19 protein-coding genes and 1 pseudogene are annotated in these 16,129 nt (G+C 59.5%); 11 read left to right on the top strand and 9 right to left on the bottom strand.

What is annotated here, in order from left to right; genetic code table 11:
- The first annotated feature begins 3 nt into the window (after nucleotides 1-3).
- The 8 genes from NANH_RS0101415 to NANH_RS0101380 all read left to right on the top strand — a co-directional run bounded on the left by NANH_RS0101415 (nucleotide 4) and on the right by NANH_RS0101380 (nucleotide 3,934).
- On the top strand, nucleotides 4-390 hold the full coding sequence (locus NANH_RS0101415; RefSeq protein WP_027260431.1) for a glyoxalase superfamily protein: 387 nt from the start codon (nucleotides 4-6) through the stop codon (nucleotides 388-390).
- Nucleotides 387-806 (top strand): hypothetical protein, encoded by a 420-nt coding sequence (locus tag NANH_RS0101410; protein WP_027260430.1) that lies wholly within the window; start codon nucleotides 387-389, stop codon nucleotides 804-806. Before NANH_RS0101415 ends, NANH_RS0101410 begins: the two co-directional genes overlap by 4 nt.
- Nucleotides 807-811: 5 nt before the next feature.
- A complete protein-coding gene (locus tag NANH_RS0101405; RefSeq protein WP_027260429.1) occupies nucleotides 812-1,471 on the top strand; it encodes a MotA/TolQ/ExbB proton channel family protein in 660 nt (219 codons plus the stop codon).
- 28 nt (nucleotides 1,472-1,499) lie between these two features.
- Entirely contained in the window at nucleotides 1,500-1,841 is a 342-nt protein-coding gene (locus tag NANH_RS0101400) for a biopolymer transporter ExbD (RefSeq protein WP_027260428.1), read from the top strand.
- Nucleotides 1,842-1,844: 3 nt separating this feature from the next.
- The gene (locus tag NANH_RS0101395; RefSeq protein WP_027260427.1) at nucleotides 1,845-2,234 is read left to right on the top strand and encodes an ExbD/TolR family protein; all 390 of its coding nucleotides are present in this window, start codon (nucleotides 1,845-1,847) and stop codon (nucleotides 2,232-2,234) included.
- Complete coding sequence (locus tag NANH_RS27335; protein WP_051372195.1) at nucleotides 2,231-3,214, top strand: TonB family protein; 984 nt, start codon at nucleotides 2,231-2,233, stop codon at nucleotides 3,212-3,214. The genes NANH_RS0101395 and NANH_RS27335 overlap by 4 nt, the downstream gene beginning before the upstream one ends.
- A gap of 103 nt (nucleotides 3,215-3,317) precedes the next feature.
- On the top strand, nucleotides 3,318-3,542 hold the full coding sequence (locus NANH_RS0101385) for an AbrB/MazE/SpoVT family DNA-binding domain-containing protein (RefSeq protein WP_027260426.1): 225 nt from the start codon (nucleotides 3,318-3,320) through the stop codon (nucleotides 3,540-3,542).
- Nucleotides 3,539-3,934: a type II toxin-antitoxin system death-on-curing family toxin gene (locus NANH_RS0101380; RefSeq protein WP_027260425.1), complete on the top strand. Its 396-nt coding sequence runs from the start codon at nucleotides 3,539-3,541 to the stop codon at nucleotides 3,932-3,934. Before NANH_RS0101385 ends, NANH_RS0101380 begins: the two co-directional genes overlap by 4 nt.
- A gap of 285 nt (nucleotides 3,935-4,219) precedes the next feature.
- On the opposite strand, the pseudogene NANH_RS28290 reads toward NANH_RS0101380, so the two are convergent.
- The 7 genes and pseudogenes from NANH_RS28290 to NANH_RS0101350 form a co-directional block, all read right to left on the bottom strand.
- A pseudogene (locus NANH_RS28290) lies at nucleotides 4,220-4,318 on the bottom strand (IS6 family transposase); the annotation flags it as partial.
- Between the two features lie 157 nt (nucleotides 4,319-4,475).
- Nucleotides 4,476-4,835 (bottom strand): RidA family protein, encoded by a 360-nt coding sequence (locus NANH_RS0101375; protein WP_027260424.1) that lies wholly within the window; start codon nucleotides 4,833-4,835, stop codon nucleotides 4,476-4,478.
- A gap of 16 nt (nucleotides 4,836-4,851) precedes the next feature.
- The gene (locus tag NANH_RS0101370) at nucleotides 4,852-5,577 is read right to left on the bottom strand and encodes a DUF3726 domain-containing protein (protein ID WP_051372194.1); all 726 of its coding nucleotides are present in this window, start codon (nucleotides 5,575-5,577) and stop codon (nucleotides 4,852-4,854) included.
- Nucleotides 5,574-7,250: a hypothetical protein gene (locus tag NANH_RS0101365; RefSeq protein WP_027260422.1), complete on the bottom strand. Its 1,677-nt coding sequence runs from the start codon at nucleotides 7,248-7,250 to the stop codon at nucleotides 5,574-5,576. Before NANH_RS0101365 ends, NANH_RS0101370 begins: the two co-directional genes overlap by 4 nt.
- A gap of 68 nt (nucleotides 7,251-7,318) precedes the next feature.
- Nucleotides 7,319-8,881, bottom strand: a complete 1,563-nt coding sequence (locus NANH_RS0101360; protein WP_027260421.1) for a BCCT family transporter — start codon at nucleotides 8,879-8,881, stop codon at nucleotides 7,319-7,321.
- Nucleotides 8,882-8,914: 33 nt separating this feature from the next.
- Nucleotides 8,915-9,928 (bottom strand): membrane dipeptidase, encoded by a 1,014-nt coding sequence (locus NANH_RS0101355; protein ID WP_027260420.1) that lies wholly within the window; start codon nucleotides 9,926-9,928, stop codon nucleotides 8,915-8,917.
- Nucleotides 9,925-11,376: an aldehyde dehydrogenase family protein gene (locus tag NANH_RS0101350; protein ID WP_027260419.1), complete on the bottom strand. Its 1,452-nt coding sequence runs from the start codon at nucleotides 11,374-11,376 to the stop codon at nucleotides 9,925-9,927. The genes NANH_RS0101355 and NANH_RS0101350 overlap by 4 nt, the downstream gene beginning before the upstream one ends.
- 90 nt (nucleotides 11,377-11,466) lie before the next feature.
- Here NANH_RS0101350 and NANH_RS25135 point away from each other — a divergent pair, with 90 nt between their 5' ends.
- On the top strand, nucleotides 11,467-12,339 hold the full coding sequence (locus NANH_RS25135) for a LysR family transcriptional regulator (RefSeq protein WP_074920714.1): 873 nt from the start codon (nucleotides 11,467-11,469) through the stop codon (nucleotides 12,337-12,339).
- A 331-nt stretch (nucleotides 12,340-12,670) separates the two neighbouring features.
- Here the strand turns inward: NANH_RS25135 and NANH_RS0101340 are convergent, their stop codons facing one another.
- Nucleotides 12,671-13,345, bottom strand: a complete 675-nt coding sequence (locus tag NANH_RS0101340) for a Crp/Fnr family transcriptional regulator (RefSeq protein WP_051372192.1) — start codon at nucleotides 13,343-13,345, stop codon at nucleotides 12,671-12,673.
- A 446-nt stretch (nucleotides 13,346-13,791) separates the two neighbouring features.
- Between NANH_RS0101340 and NANH_RS0101335 the strand changes: the two genes are divergently transcribed.
- On the top strand, nucleotides 13,792-14,517 hold the full coding sequence (locus NANH_RS0101335) for a PRC-barrel domain-containing protein (protein ID WP_245601361.1): 726 nt from the start codon (nucleotides 13,792-13,794) through the stop codon (nucleotides 14,515-14,517).
- A 204-nt stretch (nucleotides 14,518-14,721) separates the two neighbouring features.
- Entirely contained in the window at nucleotides 14,722-14,922 is a 201-nt protein-coding gene (locus NANH_RS0101330) for a CsbD family protein (protein ID WP_027260416.1), read from the top strand.
- Nucleotides 14,923-15,186: 264 nt separating this feature from the next.
- Here NANH_RS0101330 and NANH_RS0101325 read toward each other — a convergent pair whose 3' ends face one another.
- Complete coding sequence (locus NANH_RS0101325; RefSeq protein WP_027260415.1) at nucleotides 15,187-16,095, bottom strand: aldo/keto reductase; 909 nt, start codon at nucleotides 16,093-16,095, stop codon at nucleotides 15,187-15,189.
- Between the last annotated feature and the right edge of the window lie 34 nt (nucleotides 16,096-16,129).

The following is a 16,129-nucleotide window of genomic DNA, read 5'->3' as shown; positions in this document are numbered from 1 at the left end:
TCCATGAAGACCGGCCCCGCAATCCCCGTTTTCCGCAGCTTTGACGAAGCCAAATCGCGCGCGGTCTATGTCGATTACCCCGGCTTCACTTGGGACAACGCGCACCGTTCTGGCAAAACCGCGCCGCTTTACGCGGTCCTGTCGAAAGGCCCTTTGCGTCTGCATGCAACCGAGCATCACGGCGGCGCGACGCCCGGCAGTACGGTCATCGTCGATGTCTTGGACGCACAAGCCGTTCCGGATGACCCGCGCAGCCGGGGGCATCCAAACGCCAACCTGGAAGGGCTGCCTTGGGGCAAGCTCGTCACCGTCAAGGATCCGTTTGGAAACACGCTTCGCTTTCTCGGCGCAAAGGTCGGCACGGCGCGGGCGATAAAGGACCCAATATGAAACGTCTCATCACAACTATTGCCCTATGTCTGGGCGCTCCCGCCTTGGCGCAGGACACCGATCTCAGCGGCAAAATCGCGGTCGAGTTGAACTCCGCCGAGACCCGCGAAGGTAACTGCATGCTGACCTTCACGATCACCAATGGGACCAAGGCTGAAGCCAGCCAGGTCATCTATGAAACGGTGTTGTTCAACACCGACGGGCAGGTCGACCGCCTGACTTTGTTCGACTTTGGCGCCCTGCCCCCCGCACGACCGCGTGTACGTCAGTTTGTCGTGCCCCAGCTCGCGTGTGAAACCCTTGGACGGGTGTTGTTCAACGGGGCCAATACCTGCACCGGTGAAGGGCTGGATGCGGCGGTGTGTGACAAAGGCCTCCTGCCAAGCTCGCGCCTCGAAATCGAGGTGCTGGGCTGATGGATATGGTGATGACATGGCTCGACCCGCTGCGCAAAACCGCTGAAATAGGCGGCCCGGTGGTTGTGATCCTGATGGGCGTCTCGGTGCTGACGCTGGCCGTGGTCCTGTACAAGCTCTGGCAATTCTCAGCTGCGGGTGTTGGGCGGCATAAGGCATTGTCCGAGGCCATTGAGGCGTGGGACCGCGCGGATCGCACGGGCGCACGGGCGGCCTTAGATCGCTCCACCAGCTATCTAGTGCCCATCGTCGATATGGCTTTGACCAGCGAACGCACTGCGTCTGAGCGCTTGCAGGCAGAGGCCGAACTGCGGTTCGGCAGGCTGGAACGCGGCATGCGGTTTTTGGATAGCGTAGCGCAATTGGCCCCGCTATTGGGCCTCTTTGGCACCGTACTGGGCATGATTGAGGCGTTCCAGTCCTTGCAAGACGCGGGCGCGCAGGTCGATCCGTCGATCCTGGCCGGGGGCATCTGGGTCGCCTTGCTAACCACGGCCGTGGGGCTTGTCGTGGCGATGCCGACCGCGCTGATCCTAAGCTGGTTCGAGGGCCGCATGGAGGCGGAGCGGCTCTTTGCAGAGAAGGCGATTTTTACTGTGCTTTCGCCCTCTGGCCGCAAGGCGTCATCGCACCTACCTGCCGCAATGGAACCCGCCCATGGCTAAACCGCGCAATAGACGGCGCAAGTTGCAGGTGACGTCGCTGATTGACATCATCTTCCTTCTTTTGTTGTTTTTCATGCTGACATCGACCTTCTCGAAGTTCTCCGAGGTTGCGCTGACGGAAGCGGCAAGTGGCGGCGCGGCCCTTCCCGATGTCCCGCCATTCTTCCTGCAACTAGATACCGACATTGTGCGCCTAAACGGCGAGGCGTTGGATTTGGCGGCCCTTGATACATCGGCGCTTGGCGCGACAGAACCCGGCACGCCGCTGCTCGTCAGCTTGCAAACCGGCGTCGACGCGCAACGGCTGACCGATTTGCTGGTGGCTTTGCGCAAACTGCCACGGCTCAGTGTCACTGTGTTGGGGTCTTAAGCGATGCGCAAACTGGCCAAAGCGAAATCTCAGCGGGAACCGACAATTGCCTTGATCAATATCGTCTTTCTGATGCTGGTCTTCTTCATGGTGGCAGGTACCTTGGCACACCCCATCGATGCGCCCCTGTCCTTGATCCGTACAACCGAACTGGACGGGCGCAGCCCGCCGGATGCGCTGGTTGTGCATCCGGATGCGACGCTCAGCTATCGCGGGACAACTCAAGAAACCGTTGCCGCCTATTTGGAGAGTCTCAGCGCGGAAGATCGCAAGACCATCAGGCTTGTGCCGGATCGCGCATTGCCAGCGGACGCACTGGTCAGGATCGCGCGGGATCTGCGGAACGCTGGGGCAGAGAAAATCATGATTGTCACCGAACGGGGGCTGGAATGATCGCAAGTTCAAAGGCATTGAAGATAGCCGCACTGGGCATTGCCGTGGCGTTGCATGTAGGGGTGGCCAACGGTTTCGCCCCAGAGGCCAGGGTCGAACTGGAAAGCGCCGCAGGGGCCACCCAAGCGGCTGTTGGGTCCAGCTTTGCCGATATGAGCGAGGGCGTTATGACGGCGAAGGCGGTAGAGACAGAGGCCGAGCCGGTTGAACCGACCGAGGGTCTGCCAGATACGCCCACGCCCGAACGTACACCACCAACACAGCCTGCCGAAACAGTGGCGCGCCCTTTCCTCAGATCCGCAGAAGCGCCCGAGGCTCAGCCGAGCCAAACAACAAAAATCAAGACGGCTGAAGCACCGCGCCCACGCGCGCCAATCGTCAGAGCTCAAGCAACGCTTTCTCCAACTCCAGCTCTGGACTCTGTTCCAGACCCGTCGGCTCTGACCTTGGTTGCGACCCGGGTTCAGCCATCGCAAACGCAAGCTGCAGAAGCGGCCACCCGCATCACCGCAGTTACACCGGATCAGGCAGCGCCAATGGTCTCGAAGCGACCGGAGCGGCGGAACCCGGCAAAGGAACTAAACGCCCCCGCAAAGCCACGACGCCAAGCGAAAGGTGCCGCCGGTCGCGACGCACGCAAGGGCGCGACCACAGGACAGCAGCAAGCCAAGGCCGCCGTACAGGGCACAAAAGCCGGGGTGGCCCAGACAAGCGGCAACGCGGTCGCCAGCAACTATCCGGGTAAAGTGATGCGCAGACTGGCACGCGTCAAAAAGGTCCGCGGCGTAGGGCGCGGTAAGGCCGAGGTCGCGTTCAAGATCGCATCCAATGGTGGCTTGGACGGTGCCAGCTTGCGCCGCAGTTCCGGGTCCAGCGCGTTTGACAGAGCTGCCGTGCGTGCGGTCCAACGCGCCGCCCCATTTCCGCCCCCTCCCGCAGGGGCGCAACGGTCCTTCAAAATCCTGATCACTGGGAGCTGAACCAAGTTCAAACCTCTTCCTCGCCGGGGCCGTGAAGCCTTGCCTTAGGTTGACAAACAGCATGGCCATCGTATATACATACGTATAACCCATGAGGTCTCCCATGATTGTATCCAAGATCCGCAAAGTCGGCAATTCCGCTGTCGTGACGCTCAGCACCGAGATGCTTGCCCTGCTTGATGCCAAGGAGGGCGACACGCTCTATGCCGTGCGCACGGATGATGGCGGGCTGAAACTGATGACGGAAAACCCCGAATTGCAGGCCGCGCTCGCGGCAGCGGAAGACGTCATGGATGAAAACCGTGAGCTGCTTCAGGCCCTTGCATGAGCAAATGGGTCTGGGTGCCGCTGCCAGCCGTGTATGTCATTCATGACCGCCAAATCTCGCGACATGGCGGCGCGCCCGGCACCCGGGACCCAGCACTTCTGGAAGGCGCTTGCGGGCGCCCGGTCAACGCGGCGGGTTACGGCAGCCCCGATGCCTATGCGCTGGCCGCGGCTTATGCGTTCGGCATTTCCAAAGCCCATGCCTTCGTCGATGGGAACAAGCGCACAGCCTTTGTGGCGGCGTTCACCTTTCTGAGGCTCAATGGAATTGCGATCCGGCCCGACCCTGAGATCGGTGTCCGGATGATGGAACATCTGGCATCCGATCAGGTGAGCGAAGTTGATTTCGCGGCTTGGCTGCGCAGCCTTCACTCAAATCGACATCAAGGGTGATGGCGCGCCACTAAGATGTACTGGGTCCGGCACTTCCGGCGGACTGCACTCACCCATTCCTCCCGCCAGACGTTCAAGCCTTCTTTGCGCTCCAAAAGTGGAAAGGGGGCTTGTTGTCCGGTCAGTCCCGTAGCCTGACCCTGACGGACAAAACGGCTTTTGACGGAAATACGACGCTCCGAGCAGCGGATCTGGATGTGGATCGGCAGGCTTTCCTGAAGAGAACCGGTACTTTTGATGTGTCGGCTTGCCCAGGCGGTGGTAAGACCACTCGGGGTATTGCGCAGCTCGCGATATTGGCTCCGAACTGGCTGTTGCGGAACGAAAGGCTTTGAAGCCAAGCATCGGACCGGTGATGCGCTTTAGAAAGCGGTGATCCTGTTCAGGGTCGCGGTACGGAACGGCATAGCGGGCATCGAAAAAACGGCATGCGGATTACTGCCTTCGGGTAGCGTACGCCCTTGGAATCTATCACCGTTCCGACACATTTGCGACAGTGCAAACAGGCTGGCAAACGCGTGCCACCCTGTTTGAAATCAGATCAGCCGACCACGGGAAGCGCCACAACGGCGATCATTTCCACCCGCATTCCGGGACGAGCCAAAGCGACACCTCCGGTCGCGCGGGCCGGCGGAGCATCACGGCTGACCCATTCATCCCAGACCGCGTTCATGCCCTGGAAGTCCTCCATATCGGACAGCCAGACCTGAACCGAAGCAATATCGGCCTTGGTTGCGCCAAGTTCTTTGACTACCTGGTCCATTTTACCCAGGACCTGCCGGGTCTGCTCCGAGATGTCGGCGTCCAGATCATCCGGGACCTGCCCGGCAAGAAATGCAATGTTGCCGATACAGACTGCCTGGCTCATACGGGAACCGGGGTTGAGGCGTTTGAGTGTCATTGGTTTTCCTTTTGTTTCAATCGTTGTCGTCGAGGGTTGAACCGGCGCCGGCACGCGACAGTTCGGAGGCCGGAACCGTCGTGTGCATGGCAAAGGTGGTGAGCGCGGAGATGGTTTCCGCGCTGGTTTGTGCATCGCGCGTTGTCAACGCGGGCGGGGTCTGTGGCTTGCCTTTCCTGGCCGTCAACGTCAGGTCAGCTTCCGGACCGGAAAGCAGATGCACAGCAGACTTCAACCAAGACGCGCTCTCACCGATACAGACCCGACCTGCCGCACATTCCACCGTGATCAGAAGACCGTTCGCCCGAACGATTTCGGCGAGGAAAGGCAACAGAAGGATCGGGTGATCAACCATGCCAAGCGTTATCGAACAATCCGCCACCGGCCCTTCCGACAGAGCCGCGTGATCGCACAGGGTCGCCCCCAGAACGATCGGACATAGCGCGCGTCCGGCTGCTGAACGCCAATTGCCGAGCCTGACATTCGGGCAAAGCGCTGCCCATTCGCGGCCCTGAGCTTGCTCCAGATGCGCGCTGAGATGTTCCGGACCGTCAATGCCGTGCGTCACCAGCCAGGCGGCGGCATAACCGGCTTCTTCGGCCATTCCCCAACTCATGCCCGCCCCACGGGCGGCCTTCATGCAAAGCGAAGCAACTTCGTTTCGCGACAAGGGGGCGGCCTTCGAGTCATTGAAAAACAGCGTGGAATCGCCGCGCGTCTGGTCGTGTGGTTCGATGCTCATCGGATGTCCTCCGATTTGATTTCGTCGGGATAAGATGCGCCCTGAAACAGATTGATGCGGACCCAGCGATCCGACCGGGGGTCAAACTGGCTTGCTCCGAAGAAGGCCAGCTTGCAGCGCAACAGATCGATTGGCAGCATATCGGCCGCGATCAGGTTGTCGCGGATCTCTGCAAACGGATGGTGCTGCGCGATCTGGACCCGTCGCACAGCGTAGCGGTGCTCGGGGTGAGCCAGAAGAACCGAGGCCACGGGCGTCATCCCGTCATAGCCCTGCAATGTCGCGTCAAGCTCGCTCATCAGGCGGGCGATGCACAACGGTTGCTCAAGCGCCGCCCCGTCCTCGAAAGCGCGCTCGCCCAGACGGGGTTCGAGCTTTTCCTCGGACACATACCAAAACCGCGCGATGTTTTCGGGCGACGTGAAATCTATCGACAGCGCCCATGCATATTCGGTCACCAGGATGTCGCGCAGCGCCTTGACCGTCATCGCGCCGTTCAACTGAAAGCTTGCCGCCTCGTCGGCGCCCATATGGTCGGCGAGATCGTCCACCAGTTCTCCATGCGGCTCAAGCATCAGCGACAGCAGCGCCTCCTGCCCTTCATAGGTCAAGCTCGCGGCGCCCCATCTCCACAACGCATCCCAGGGGTGCGGTTGCTGCGGATCCCAGTTCGCCAATTTGTCCGATACAAGCGCAAGATCGCGGCGCAGATCGTGCAGCTTCGCGACCTGTACCGGGTGCTCAGAGCGCCAGAGCTCGGCATTTGCGATGGAAAGGTCCAGCGCCTCGTGCAACCGCGACACTGCGGCGGCGGTTGCGCCGGGCTGGGCACGCACCCGCGCCAGCGCATCTTCGCGGGCCATGATCCAGTTGTTCAGGAGCACCGGATGGCGGACAAGGAACGGTGCCATGCCAAGTCCGGTGGAATTGCCGACACCAAGGCTCCGGCGCACAGTGGGATCGAGACGGACGGCACGATCGCCACCTTTGACCACCGCCATGTGCTCGACGATATCGACCGTAAAGGCGCGGATCAGCCAGACTGTCAGCATTTCAACCTGAAACGGTGCCGCCAGTTCCGGACGCCGTGCAATGTCGTCGCGGTCTGCCGCGCCGAACTTTCCCGAACCGTAAACCGCCGTGGTTCGCATGAGATAACCGACAGCGTCGATTTCTTCGCGGTCGGGCTGTTTGCCGTGCGACAGCGCGCCAACCACATGATCGAACAGCCGCACCGAACGGTTTGCGCGGGCCAGCGTCAGTTCCCTGGGGCTGATCCGGCCGGCTTCCTGATAGGGGACATTGTCGCCCAGCCGGGCGATATCGGCCGGCGTCGGGTCGCCGTCGAACAGGGTGAACGTTGCATCCCAGGCGGTCGCGATCACCCGGTCCGAACGCATCTCGGCAGGCAGATCATGGGAGAACGCGACAAGGCTATAGGTCTGCTCCGCGCCCCGCACCCGGTAGACCGCATGACCGACGCCTTTCGCGTCGACGGCCCAGACCGGACGATCGACATCCCAATCTCCGCTGGCCAACCGCCGCAGAAGCACCCGAAGGAAGGACAAGCGGGTCGGATGACTGCTCCCCATCCGCGCAAGGCGCATGACTTCTGTTGCCGGACGCCGATAGTCGGCGGTGTCGGAAGACGTATCATGATCGTATAGGGACATCGCATTTCCTCCTGGAGTCTTTGACGTGGAGCAGGTGTGGCGCAAAGACATCGCGCCACACCGAGACGTTAGCCATGCGCCGGTTCCGGCGCACGTCCAAGCATCCACGTGATCCGCAAGGCGTCCCAGAGCGAGGGCAGCAGGATCAGAGATACGGGCACCGCCGTGATCACGATAAAGCTCTGAAGCTTTCCAATGCCCCCGGCACCGGTCGAGATCAGGATCAATGCCATCACGCCCATGGCAATCCCCCAGAAGGCACGCAGTCCGGTCGAGGGTTCGCCGTCACACATGGTGGTCGAGATCACATAGCTCATCGAGTCGCTGGTGGTGGCGACAAAACACATCGTCAGCGCCAGAAACAGAACCGAAAGGAGAAAGCCCATCGGCATCGCCTGAGTGATCGCCAACAGTCCGGCGGGCAGGTTGAAGCCTTCGAACGGAGCGGAGATGATGCCCGGCTCGGCAATCTCAAAGAAGATACCCGACCCGCCGATGATCGTGAACCAGAAGTTGGTGATGATCGGTGCGACGATGGACAGCATGACGATGATCTGACGGATCGAGCGCCCACGGCTGACGCGGGCAATGAAGATCGCCATCAGCGGTCCGTAGCCCATGAACCAGCCCCAGAAGAACACTGTCCACCAGCCCAGCCAGCCCGGATCGCCGAACAGCGCCGCATCACCGCGATAGAGGGTCAGATCGAAGAAGTAGGTCAGATAGACCTGCATGCCACCAAAGAATCCCGAGAAGATGTCGGAAGTCGGACCGGCGATCAGCATGAAGACCAGCAAGGCAACCGCAAGGATCACGTTGATCTGCGACAGCACCTTGATGCCCTTGGCCAGACCGGTGACCGCGGAAACGGTATAGGCCCCGACAAGCGCCAGAACCGCGATAGCCTGAGTGGTAAAGGTGTCAGGAATGCCGGTCAGCGCATTCAGGCCATAAGACATCTGCAAACCCAGAAAGCCGATCGGTCCTACAGTGCCCGCAACCACCGCGATGACACAAGAGGCGTCCGCGATCAGACCGATCGGCCCATGCAGCGCGCGATCGCCGAACACCGGATAAAGCAGGGTGCGCGGCGCAAGCGGCAGGCCCTTGTCATAGTGGTAATGCATCAGCATGACGGTCGTCAGCGACCCAAGGATGGCCCAGGCCAGAAAGCCCCAGTGCAGGAAACTCTGAGCCAGCGCCGCATGCGCAATGGCCTGCGGATCTTCGCCCAAATCACCGAAAACCGGCGGCGTGGACAAAAAATGCGCAATCGGCTCGCCTGCGGCCCAGAACACGCCACCGCCGGCAAGCAGTGTACACATGATCATGGACCCCCAGCTGAACGTGTTGAATTCCGGTATGGTCAGCCCGCCCATCAAAGTCTTGGAACCGGGCAGGACGCAGAGCACAAGACCGATGAGAAAGGTCGCCAGAAGCAGGACCTGCCAATACAGGCCGAAATATCTCGCCGAGAAGCCGAACCCCGTATCGACAAGCGCAGAGAGTCCCTCGATGTCAAAGAACGCATAGGTGCAGAACAGGGCAATGAATCCGCCCGTAATTGCAAAAAGCGCTTTGTCGATCCTCCCGGACGCTGCGCTGGTGTGTGTTGTCGCGGTATCGCTCATTCTTGATCCTCCCAGAATACTCAGTGTCGCGCCTTACTCGGCGGCGCGGTTCGATTTTGCCGATTGCATGGTTTGTGCGCCAAAGCTTCGGTCGAAAAAGGCGTGCCAGTTTTCTCCCATCACGCCGTCAGATGTCGCTTCATCGAGACCGGCGGCGCGCAATCCCTTGCGGATCGCGGCCAAGTCGCGGTTGTCATGAAACCAGTCGGGCATGGCCGGGAACCCGGGCGCATCGGCGCTGCCTTCACCGTAATCAATGGTCTTGGTCCAGCGCCCGACCCGCATCCATTCGACGATGCTGTCAGGCTGATCCTGGCAAAGATCGGTGCCGATCCCGACGCCGTTCGGCCCCACCAGATCGACCGCGAGCGCCGCCATGTCACACCAGGATTGCAGTGAACAGGCAGTGCCGTCTTTCAGGTGATGGGGATAGGCGGACAGGCCGAGAATTCCGCCGCTTTCCCCCAAAGCCTGAAGCAGATCATCAGATTTGTTGCGCAGGGCGGCGTGCCAGCTTGCCGGGTTGGCATGGGTGATCGCGATGGGGCGTGTCGAATGCTCGATCGCCTCAAAGGTGGACCGTTCGCCGGAATGGCTCATATCCACGACAAGACCTACGCGATTCATCTCCGTGACAACGGCACGGCCCATGCGGGTCAGACCGGTATCCTCATCCTCGTAGCAGCCTGACGCCAGCAGCGACTGGTTGTTATAGGTGAGCTGCATGAACCGCAGACCCAGGGTGTGCAGCACCTCGACCAACCCGATGTCATCCTCGATGCAGGACGGGTTTTGCGAGCCAAAGAAGATCGCGGTGCGCCCCGTCTCGCGCGCCAGCGTCACATCGGCAGCGGTCCGCCCCTGAAAGATCAGGTCTGGGTACATTTCGAACCAGCGGTTCCACCGCTCGATCACCAGAACGGTTTCGCGGAAGGTCTCGTGATAGGTGATGGTAACGTGGACGGCATCGACGCCGCCCTCGCGCATCTGGCGAAAGATCTTTTCAGACCAGTTGGCATATTGCAGCCCGTCGATCAGAAGGCTCATTGCGGCTCTCCCGCAGAGACATAGGCCGTCTTGACGGTGGTATAAAACTCGGCGGCATAAGAGCCTTGTTCGCGGGGGCCAAAGCTGGATGCACCGCGCCCGCCAAATGGCACATGGTAATCCGTGCCAGCGGTCGGCAGGTTGACCATCACGCAGCCGGCGCGCATGTTGGCCCGAAAATGGCTGGCCCGCGCAAGCGACCCCGTCATGATGCCGGCCGTCAGCCCGAACTGCGTGTCGTTCGCAAGGGACAGGGCGTCTTCATAACTGTCGGCACGCTGCACGGCCGTGATCGGCGCGAACATTTCTTCGCGGTTGATCCGCATGTCGTTGCGCGTATTCGCGAACACGGCGGGGGCCATGTAATAGCCATCCGTCGACATCTCCAGACGATCCCCACCGCACAGCAATTCGGCGCCTTCGGATTTGCCGAGCCCGATGTAATCGAGGTTCTGCACAAGCTGTGCTTCGCTGACTACAGGACCTATTTGGGTGCCGTCCCCGAATGCGTGCCCAACCTTCATCGCCTTGGTCGCCGCAACCAGCTTTTCAACAAAGGCGTCATGCACCGCGGCATGCACGATCAGGCGGCTTGCAGCGGTACATTTCTGGCCGGTACCACCAAAGGCCGACCCGGCGGCGTGCATCACCGCCAGATCGAGATCCGCGTCGTCCATGACAATCAGCGGGTTCTTGGACCCCATTTCCATCTGCACCTTGGTCATGTTCTGAATTGCAGCCGCCGCGATTCCGCGCCCGACAGGCACCGAGCCCGTGAAGCTGATCGCATCGACCAGGGCGCTTTCAACCAAACGCTGGCCGACATCGCGCCCCGGTCCCGAAACCAGATTGAACAGGCCCTTCGGGATGTCCTGACGCGCAATGATCTCGGTCAGCGCGATGGCGCTGGCGGGTGTAACATTGGCCGGCTTCCAGACCACGGCGTTGCCAAAGGCCAGTGCCGGCGCGATCTTCCATGCAGGGGTGGCCACAGGGAAGTTCCACGGGCTGATGATGGCGACGACACCGACAGGCTCGCGGCGCACGTCGATCTCTATGCCGGGACGCACGCTTTCGGCCAGGTCACCGTGCTGACGCAGGGCTTCGCCGGCGAAATAGGTAAAGAACTGCCCGGCGCGGTACACTTCGCCCTTGCCTTCGGCCAACGGCTTGCCTTCTTCACGCGACAACAGGCGGCCGATCTCTTCGGCGCGCGCCATCAATTCGGTGCCGATCGCCATCAGCACATCATGGCGCTTCTGTATGCCGGCGGCCCACCACAGCGGCTGTGCCTGGCGCGCGGCTTCAAGCGCGGTGTCAAGTTGGGAGGCATCCGCCTGCGCATACATTCCGATCAGATCGGATATGTCAGACGGGTTGCGGTTTTCGATCTGCGAGGCGCCGTCGCTCCAGGTTCCATCGATGTAAAGTTGCGTGCGATCGGTCATAGGTTTCTCCTGTTTGCTTGCAGAAGGCCTATTGCAATCCCGATAATTCAGATAGACTGAATTTAGTGAACCTTTTTTCAGGAAAATTGAATGACAGTAAAACTCGAGATGCTCCGTACCTTCTGTGTTGTGGCCGAAAGAGGTACACTTTCAGGGGCGGCCAAGATCTTGCGACGCACCCCCTCGGCCATCTCGATGGTTCTGGCCCAACTCGAAGAGCATATCGGCGCGCCGCTGTTCGAAACCGACCGCAAGAGTCGCCTGACGCCCCTGGGGCTGCTGGTGCTCGAAGAAAGCCAGAGGGCGACGGATGTGTTCGATACGAGCGTGGAAGCGATCCGCCGGCATGCCGTCTCGCTGGTTGGCATAGTGCGCATCGCTGCGGTGCCATCGGCGACCATCGCGCTGTTGCCCGAGGTCATCAAACTATTCCGATCGACCCATCCAAACGTGCGTATTGAAATAAGCGATGTCGACAGTGCCGCAGTTCGCCGTCGTATCCAGCGCGACGAAGCCGATATCGGTATCTTGTCCGCCCAACCAGGTGACGCGCTGGAGGGTGAGCAAATTCTCTGTGACGATCTGGGTATCGTCTGTTCCGAAGGTGGCCCGGTTCACATGGCTCATCTTGAAAACAAAGGGCAATCGGACTGGAGCCTCCTCAGACATGAACCCCTGGTCGCAAATCCCCTGTGTCGATTGGTCAACGACCCGTCGGTCCAGGAATTGTTGGCGTCGAGCACGCTTGAAGCGCGCAACACGACGGCAATCCTCTCATTTGTCAGGCGAAATCTGGGGGCGAGCATCCTGCCATACGACGCCGTCAGGGATCAACCGGATCGGGTGGAGTTCTTTGTTCCGACAAATCCGGTGACTCGCCGTGAACTGCGGAAAATCAAACAGAACAAGGACCGCATGAGTGCTCCGGTGGCCGTGTTCTGGTCGCTTCTGGAGAGATGTTGAAAAAAGTCTGTCGCGAGCTTTGCCCCAGTCGGAGTTACCGCCGTCTGCAAAGATACTGCTATGGACCCGCTAAAACCCGATCTTGTAAACACGGCTCATAACCCGGCCAAAGAGCAATTTATTCCATCTCCCGGGACGGAACACCGACCAGAAATGCCTTCGCGTGACGTACTCGATACGGCCGCATGAAATGAAATTATAGGTCTCCGGAAAACTAGGGACGGTGGGGGCGCAACAGGTTTGCGGTTTCATACAGTATGGCTTGGCTTTGCCCTACCGTATGTCAATGGGATACGTCCCACTGCCTTTAAGTTCAGACATCATTCACCATTCACATGATGGGGCGTTTTTCCGGAGTGTCGACGTTGGTCAGACCAACCTTGGCCAGACCGGGCAGATCATGGATCAGAACTTCCTCGCCGGTCCAACTAATCAGTTGACGCGACTTCAAGAGTCTAATGGTCTTGTTCGTATGAACCAGCGAGAGCCCTAGAGCATCCGCCAGGTCTTTTTGCTTGAACGGCAAGCGCATTGCCCCGTTGCCCCCATTCCCACTTGCATTGGCACGCAGATAAATTCGCACAAATGCCCAGGCTACGGCTTGCAGCGCGGTGCGCTGACCGACCGTGGTCAGGGCAGCACCCAGAAAATGCTCTTCGACAGCGGCAAGCCATGCAAGCTCAAACCCGCGTTCGGGATCGGCTTTGATGTACGACCAAAGCTCACTTCGATTGAAGACGCAGAGGGTCATTTTTGTCGTTGCCTCTACAGAATGCCCCATCTCTCCCATCAGCCCGGCTTGCAGACCCAGAAAGTCACCCGGGAAAACGAAGTTGATGACCTGGCGTTCGCCATTTTCCAAATGGCGATAACGCAGGCCCATCCCATGTAACGCGGTAAACAATTGTGGACTATTTGAACCTTCCATCAGGATCGGGGTGCCAGGATCAACGACCAATTCACCGACCTTGAACCGCTGCATACTTGCCACTTCGTCCGCGCTCATCGGGGCAAAGAGCGGTTTCCGACGCAACGGGCAGTATTCGCATTTTGTGGCCACTGTAATGCCCTTTCTCTGAACAGGGTCAACCTACCAAGGGTTGGCTCTGCGAGGAACTTAATCCGGAATTTATCTGATCCCTACCTGAAATGACGTAGGGCAGACATACAGGAATGTGGCGGTTGCTATGTCATATGATGCTGCGCTGTTTCTCTCATCGGCTAATCCAGAGTTCGGCTCTGTGCTTCAAATGATCTTTCCGAGTCCAGGTTCTCGGATGTGTGCCGAGGTTTTCCCGGCGTTCAGATGCGAGGTGCAGAGACAAACCACAGGCGCACTTTGCCGGCATTACGCCGTCGCGCCACAACGAAGGAACTTGGAAAATGAAAACCCTTATGATGACAACCGCCGTATGTCTGACGATGGCGACATCGGCAGTTGCGGACAACCATATGACTGGTTTTATGGACTATTCCGTCACCAACAATGACCTGTTGGCCTCCGAATTCATCGGTATGCGTGTCTATCGCGCCGAAGAAGACGTTGATGTCATGACAAACATGGCTCCCGACGCGCAAACCGAATGGGACGACATAGGTGAAATCAATGAACTCGTGATCTCGCCGGATGGCAACGTCATTGCCGTGATCGTCGGTGTCGGTGGCTTTCTTGGAGTTGGCGAAAAGGATGTCGCCATGGACATGAATCAGATCCACATCCTGCGTGAAGCGGATGACGCCGATGACTATTTCCTGGTAATCAAATCCTCCAGCGACGCGCTCAAGGCAGCACCGAGCTTTGCACGTGACATGAACAAGCCGGAGATGGACGCCGCGGCAGAACCCAAACGTTCCATGCTTATGGCTCCCGATGTCAAGCGCGAAGGCTATGCCAAGACAGAGCGCACTGAGCTGACCACAGAGATGCTTACAGGCGCGCGCGTCTATGGGGTTGATGACGAAGATGTGGGCGAAATCCACTCGCTTCTTCTGGATGACAAGGGTGCCATTGAGCGTGCAGTCATCGACGTCGGTGGATTTCTGGGTATGGGGGAAAAACCTGTGGCCGTTACGTTTGACGAGTTGACCATCTTGCGCAAGGACGGCGGCGACGAGGTACAAGTCTATATCGACTCGTCGCAGGAAGCGCTCAAAGCGCAACCGACCTACGAGAAGTAGACAATACCGGAGGGCGAGCAAACGCTCCCCTCCGCACCCTGCGCGGCGGCCTCTCGATTGCAGCGGTGCGGATGACCCGCAGCAGAACCCGATCAGGATCGCGGGGGCGGCTCAATCCGCTTTGCACCAGCGGCTGTCTTGAAACAATCAATCGACGACGATGGGCTGTGTCCGGACGTTGTCATTACCTCGAAAGGAAAATCTATGAACTGGGATCAAATTGAAGGAAAGTGGAAAGAGATGTCCGGCAACATCAAGGCCAAATGGGGCGATCTGACGGACGACGAACTGGCCGAGATTAATGGAAACCGCGAAGCACTGGAAGGCAAACTTCAGGCTAAATACGGCAAATCCAAAGAAGAAGCCAAAAAGGAAGTCGACGACTTCCTGAACAGCCACTCCTAAAACAAGGGATCGCCCTGCGGGGCGGTCCCACATCGAGACTGCTGGTCACAAGGCAGGTACAATTTAAAAAACCGGAGGGTCACATGAATCGTGTTTTCTATATCATAGGTGTAGTCGTTGTCGTGCTGCTCGTTCTCAGTTTCCTGGGATTGCGCTGATTGCAAAACCGTGAGCGCGGTTGAGGTTCGAAGAATTGGAGGTGTCATAGTAGCTCCAATCGTGTTTGGATTTTTTTGACTGCTCGAGGGAAGGCGAAGGCCGCGTCTACTTGCTGGGATCGCCCGTCGCCCAGGCGACACCATCGCCGCGATCCATTGTGGCCATCAGCGCCATGTCCGCATCGTCGATCTCAAAGGAGAAGAGGTCAATGTTCTGGCGCATCCGGTCTGGGTTCAGGCTCTTGGGCAGCACGGCATAGCCGTTCTGAACGCCCCACCTCAGCAAGAGCTGCGCCTCTGACACGCCGTACTTCTCGGCCATACCTTGAAAGGCCGCGCCGTCCGCTTTCATCTCGTCGGTCTTGGCGCTGTCCTGGCCCGCCTCAGTGCGCCAGGTCGACAGAGGCACAAGGCTGCTATAGGCGATTGGCGCGATGTCGTGCTTGGCCATATGGGCAAGAAGGTCGGGTTTCTGGGACCAGGGATGCAGTTCGATCTGGTTGGCATCCGGCATGGGCAGGCCCGCCGCGCTGATCTCGTCCAGGTGGCCTTCGTTGAAGTTGCTGACACCCACGGACCGCACCTTGCCCTGGGCTTGCAGGTCCAGCAGGGCGCGCCATTGCTCAAGCCGCATGTCGCCACCATAGGGGGCGTGGATCAGATATAGGTCCACATAGTCCAGCCCCAGGCGCGACAGGCTTGCGTCGCATTCCGCGATGGTCTGCGCCCCGGTCTTGGGGGCGTCCCCCCAGGCGGGATTTCCGGGCCAAAGCTTTGCCGTCACAAAGAGGTCCGCGCGAGACAGGCCCTGCGCCTGTAGCCCGTTCTCGATCCCCGCGCCGACCGTCTCTTCGTTGCGGTAACCAGAGGCGGTGTCGATATGCCGGTAGCCAGCCGAGATCGCAGCGCTGATCGCCACTTCGGCATCCTCGTTCGAGATCAGATACGTGCCGAACCCCACCGCAGGGATCATTGTATCAGAGTTCAGTTTGAAGGTTGTGTCCGTTCCAGACATGCCATGCTCCGTTGGATCGCTTCATTGATGCCAA

It is taken from the genome of Sedimentitalea nanhaiensis DSM 24252, from assembly GCF_000473225.1.
GTDB classification, from domain to species: Bacteria; Pseudomonadota; Alphaproteobacteria; order Rhodobacterales; family Rhodobacteraceae; genus Sedimentitalea; species Sedimentitalea nanhaiensis.
Note: the sequence above shows the minus strand (reverse complement) of the source record. Positions and strands in the feature narration are given on the sequence as shown.

What these genes read in the sequence shown, in the direction of transcription:
- NANH_RS0101330 (WP_027260416.1), top strand. Translation starts at nt 14,722, where the DNA reads ATGAACTGGGATCAAATTGAAGGAAAGTGGAAAGAGATGTCCGGCAAC.
- NANH_RS0101395 (WP_027260427.1), top strand. Translation starts at nt 1,845, where the DNA reads ATGCGCAAACTGGCCAAAGCGAAATCTCAGCGGGAACCGACAATTGCC.
- NANH_RS0101360 (WP_027260421.1), bottom strand. Translation starts at nt 8,881, where the DNA reads ATGAGCGATACCGCGACAACACACACCAGCGCAGCGTCCGGGAGGATC.
- NANH_RS0101380 (WP_027260425.1), top strand. Translation starts at nt 3,539, where the DNA reads ATGAGCAAATGGGTCTGGGTGCCGCTGCCAGCCGTGTATGTCATTCAT.
- NANH_RS0101340 (WP_051372192.1), bottom strand. Translation starts at nt 13,345, where the DNA reads ATGAGCGCGGACGAAGTGGCAAGTATGCAGCGGTTCAAGGTCGGTGAA.
- NANH_RS25135 (WP_074920714.1), top strand. Translation starts at nt 11,467, where the DNA reads ATGACAGTAAAACTCGAGATGCTCCGTACCTTCTGTGTTGTGGCCGAA.
- NANH_RS0101355 (WP_027260420.1), bottom strand. Translation starts at nt 9,928, where the DNA reads ATGAGCCTTCTGATCGACGGGCTGCAATATGCCAACTGGTCTGAAAAG.
- NANH_RS0101350 (WP_027260419.1), bottom strand. Translation starts at nt 11,376, where the DNA reads ATGACCGATCGCACGCAACTTTACATCGATGGAACCTGGAGCGACGGC.
- NANH_RS0101375 (WP_027260424.1), bottom strand. Translation starts at nt 4,835, where the DNA reads ATGACACTCAAACGCCTCAACCCCGGTTCCCGTATGAGCCAGGCAGTC.
- NANH_RS0101385 (WP_027260426.1), top strand. Translation starts at nt 3,318, where the DNA reads ATGATTGTATCCAAGATCCGCAAAGTCGGCAATTCCGCTGTCGTGACG.
- NANH_RS0101410 (WP_027260430.1), top strand. Translation starts at nt 387, where the DNA reads ATGAAACGTCTCATCACAACTATTGCCCTATGTCTGGGCGCTCCCGCC.
- NANH_RS0101365 (WP_027260422.1), bottom strand. Translation starts at nt 7,250, where the DNA reads ATGTCCCTATACGATCATGATACGTCTTCCGACACCGCCGACTATCGG.
- NANH_RS0101325 (WP_027260415.1), bottom strand. Translation starts at nt 16,095, where the DNA reads ATGTCTGGAACGGACACAACCTTCAAACTGAACTCTGATACAATGATC.
- NANH_RS0101335 (WP_245601361.1), top strand. Translation starts at nt 13,792, where the DNA reads ATGACTGGTTTTATGGACTATTCCGTCACCAACAATGACCTGTTGGCC.
- NANH_RS27335 (WP_051372195.1), top strand. Translation starts at nt 2,231, where the DNA reads ATGATCGCAAGTTCAAAGGCATTGAAGATAGCCGCACTGGGCATTGCC.
- NANH_RS0101415 (WP_027260431.1), top strand. Translation starts at nt 4, where the DNA reads ATGAAGACCGGCCCCGCAATCCCCGTTTTCCGCAGCTTTGACGAAGCC.
- NANH_RS0101405 (WP_027260429.1), top strand. Translation starts at nt 812, where the DNA reads ATGGTGATGACATGGCTCGACCCGCTGCGCAAAACCGCTGAAATAGGC.
- NANH_RS0101370 (WP_051372194.1), bottom strand. Translation starts at nt 5,577, where the DNA reads ATGAGCATCGAACCACACGACCAGACGCGCGGCGATTCCACGCTGTTT.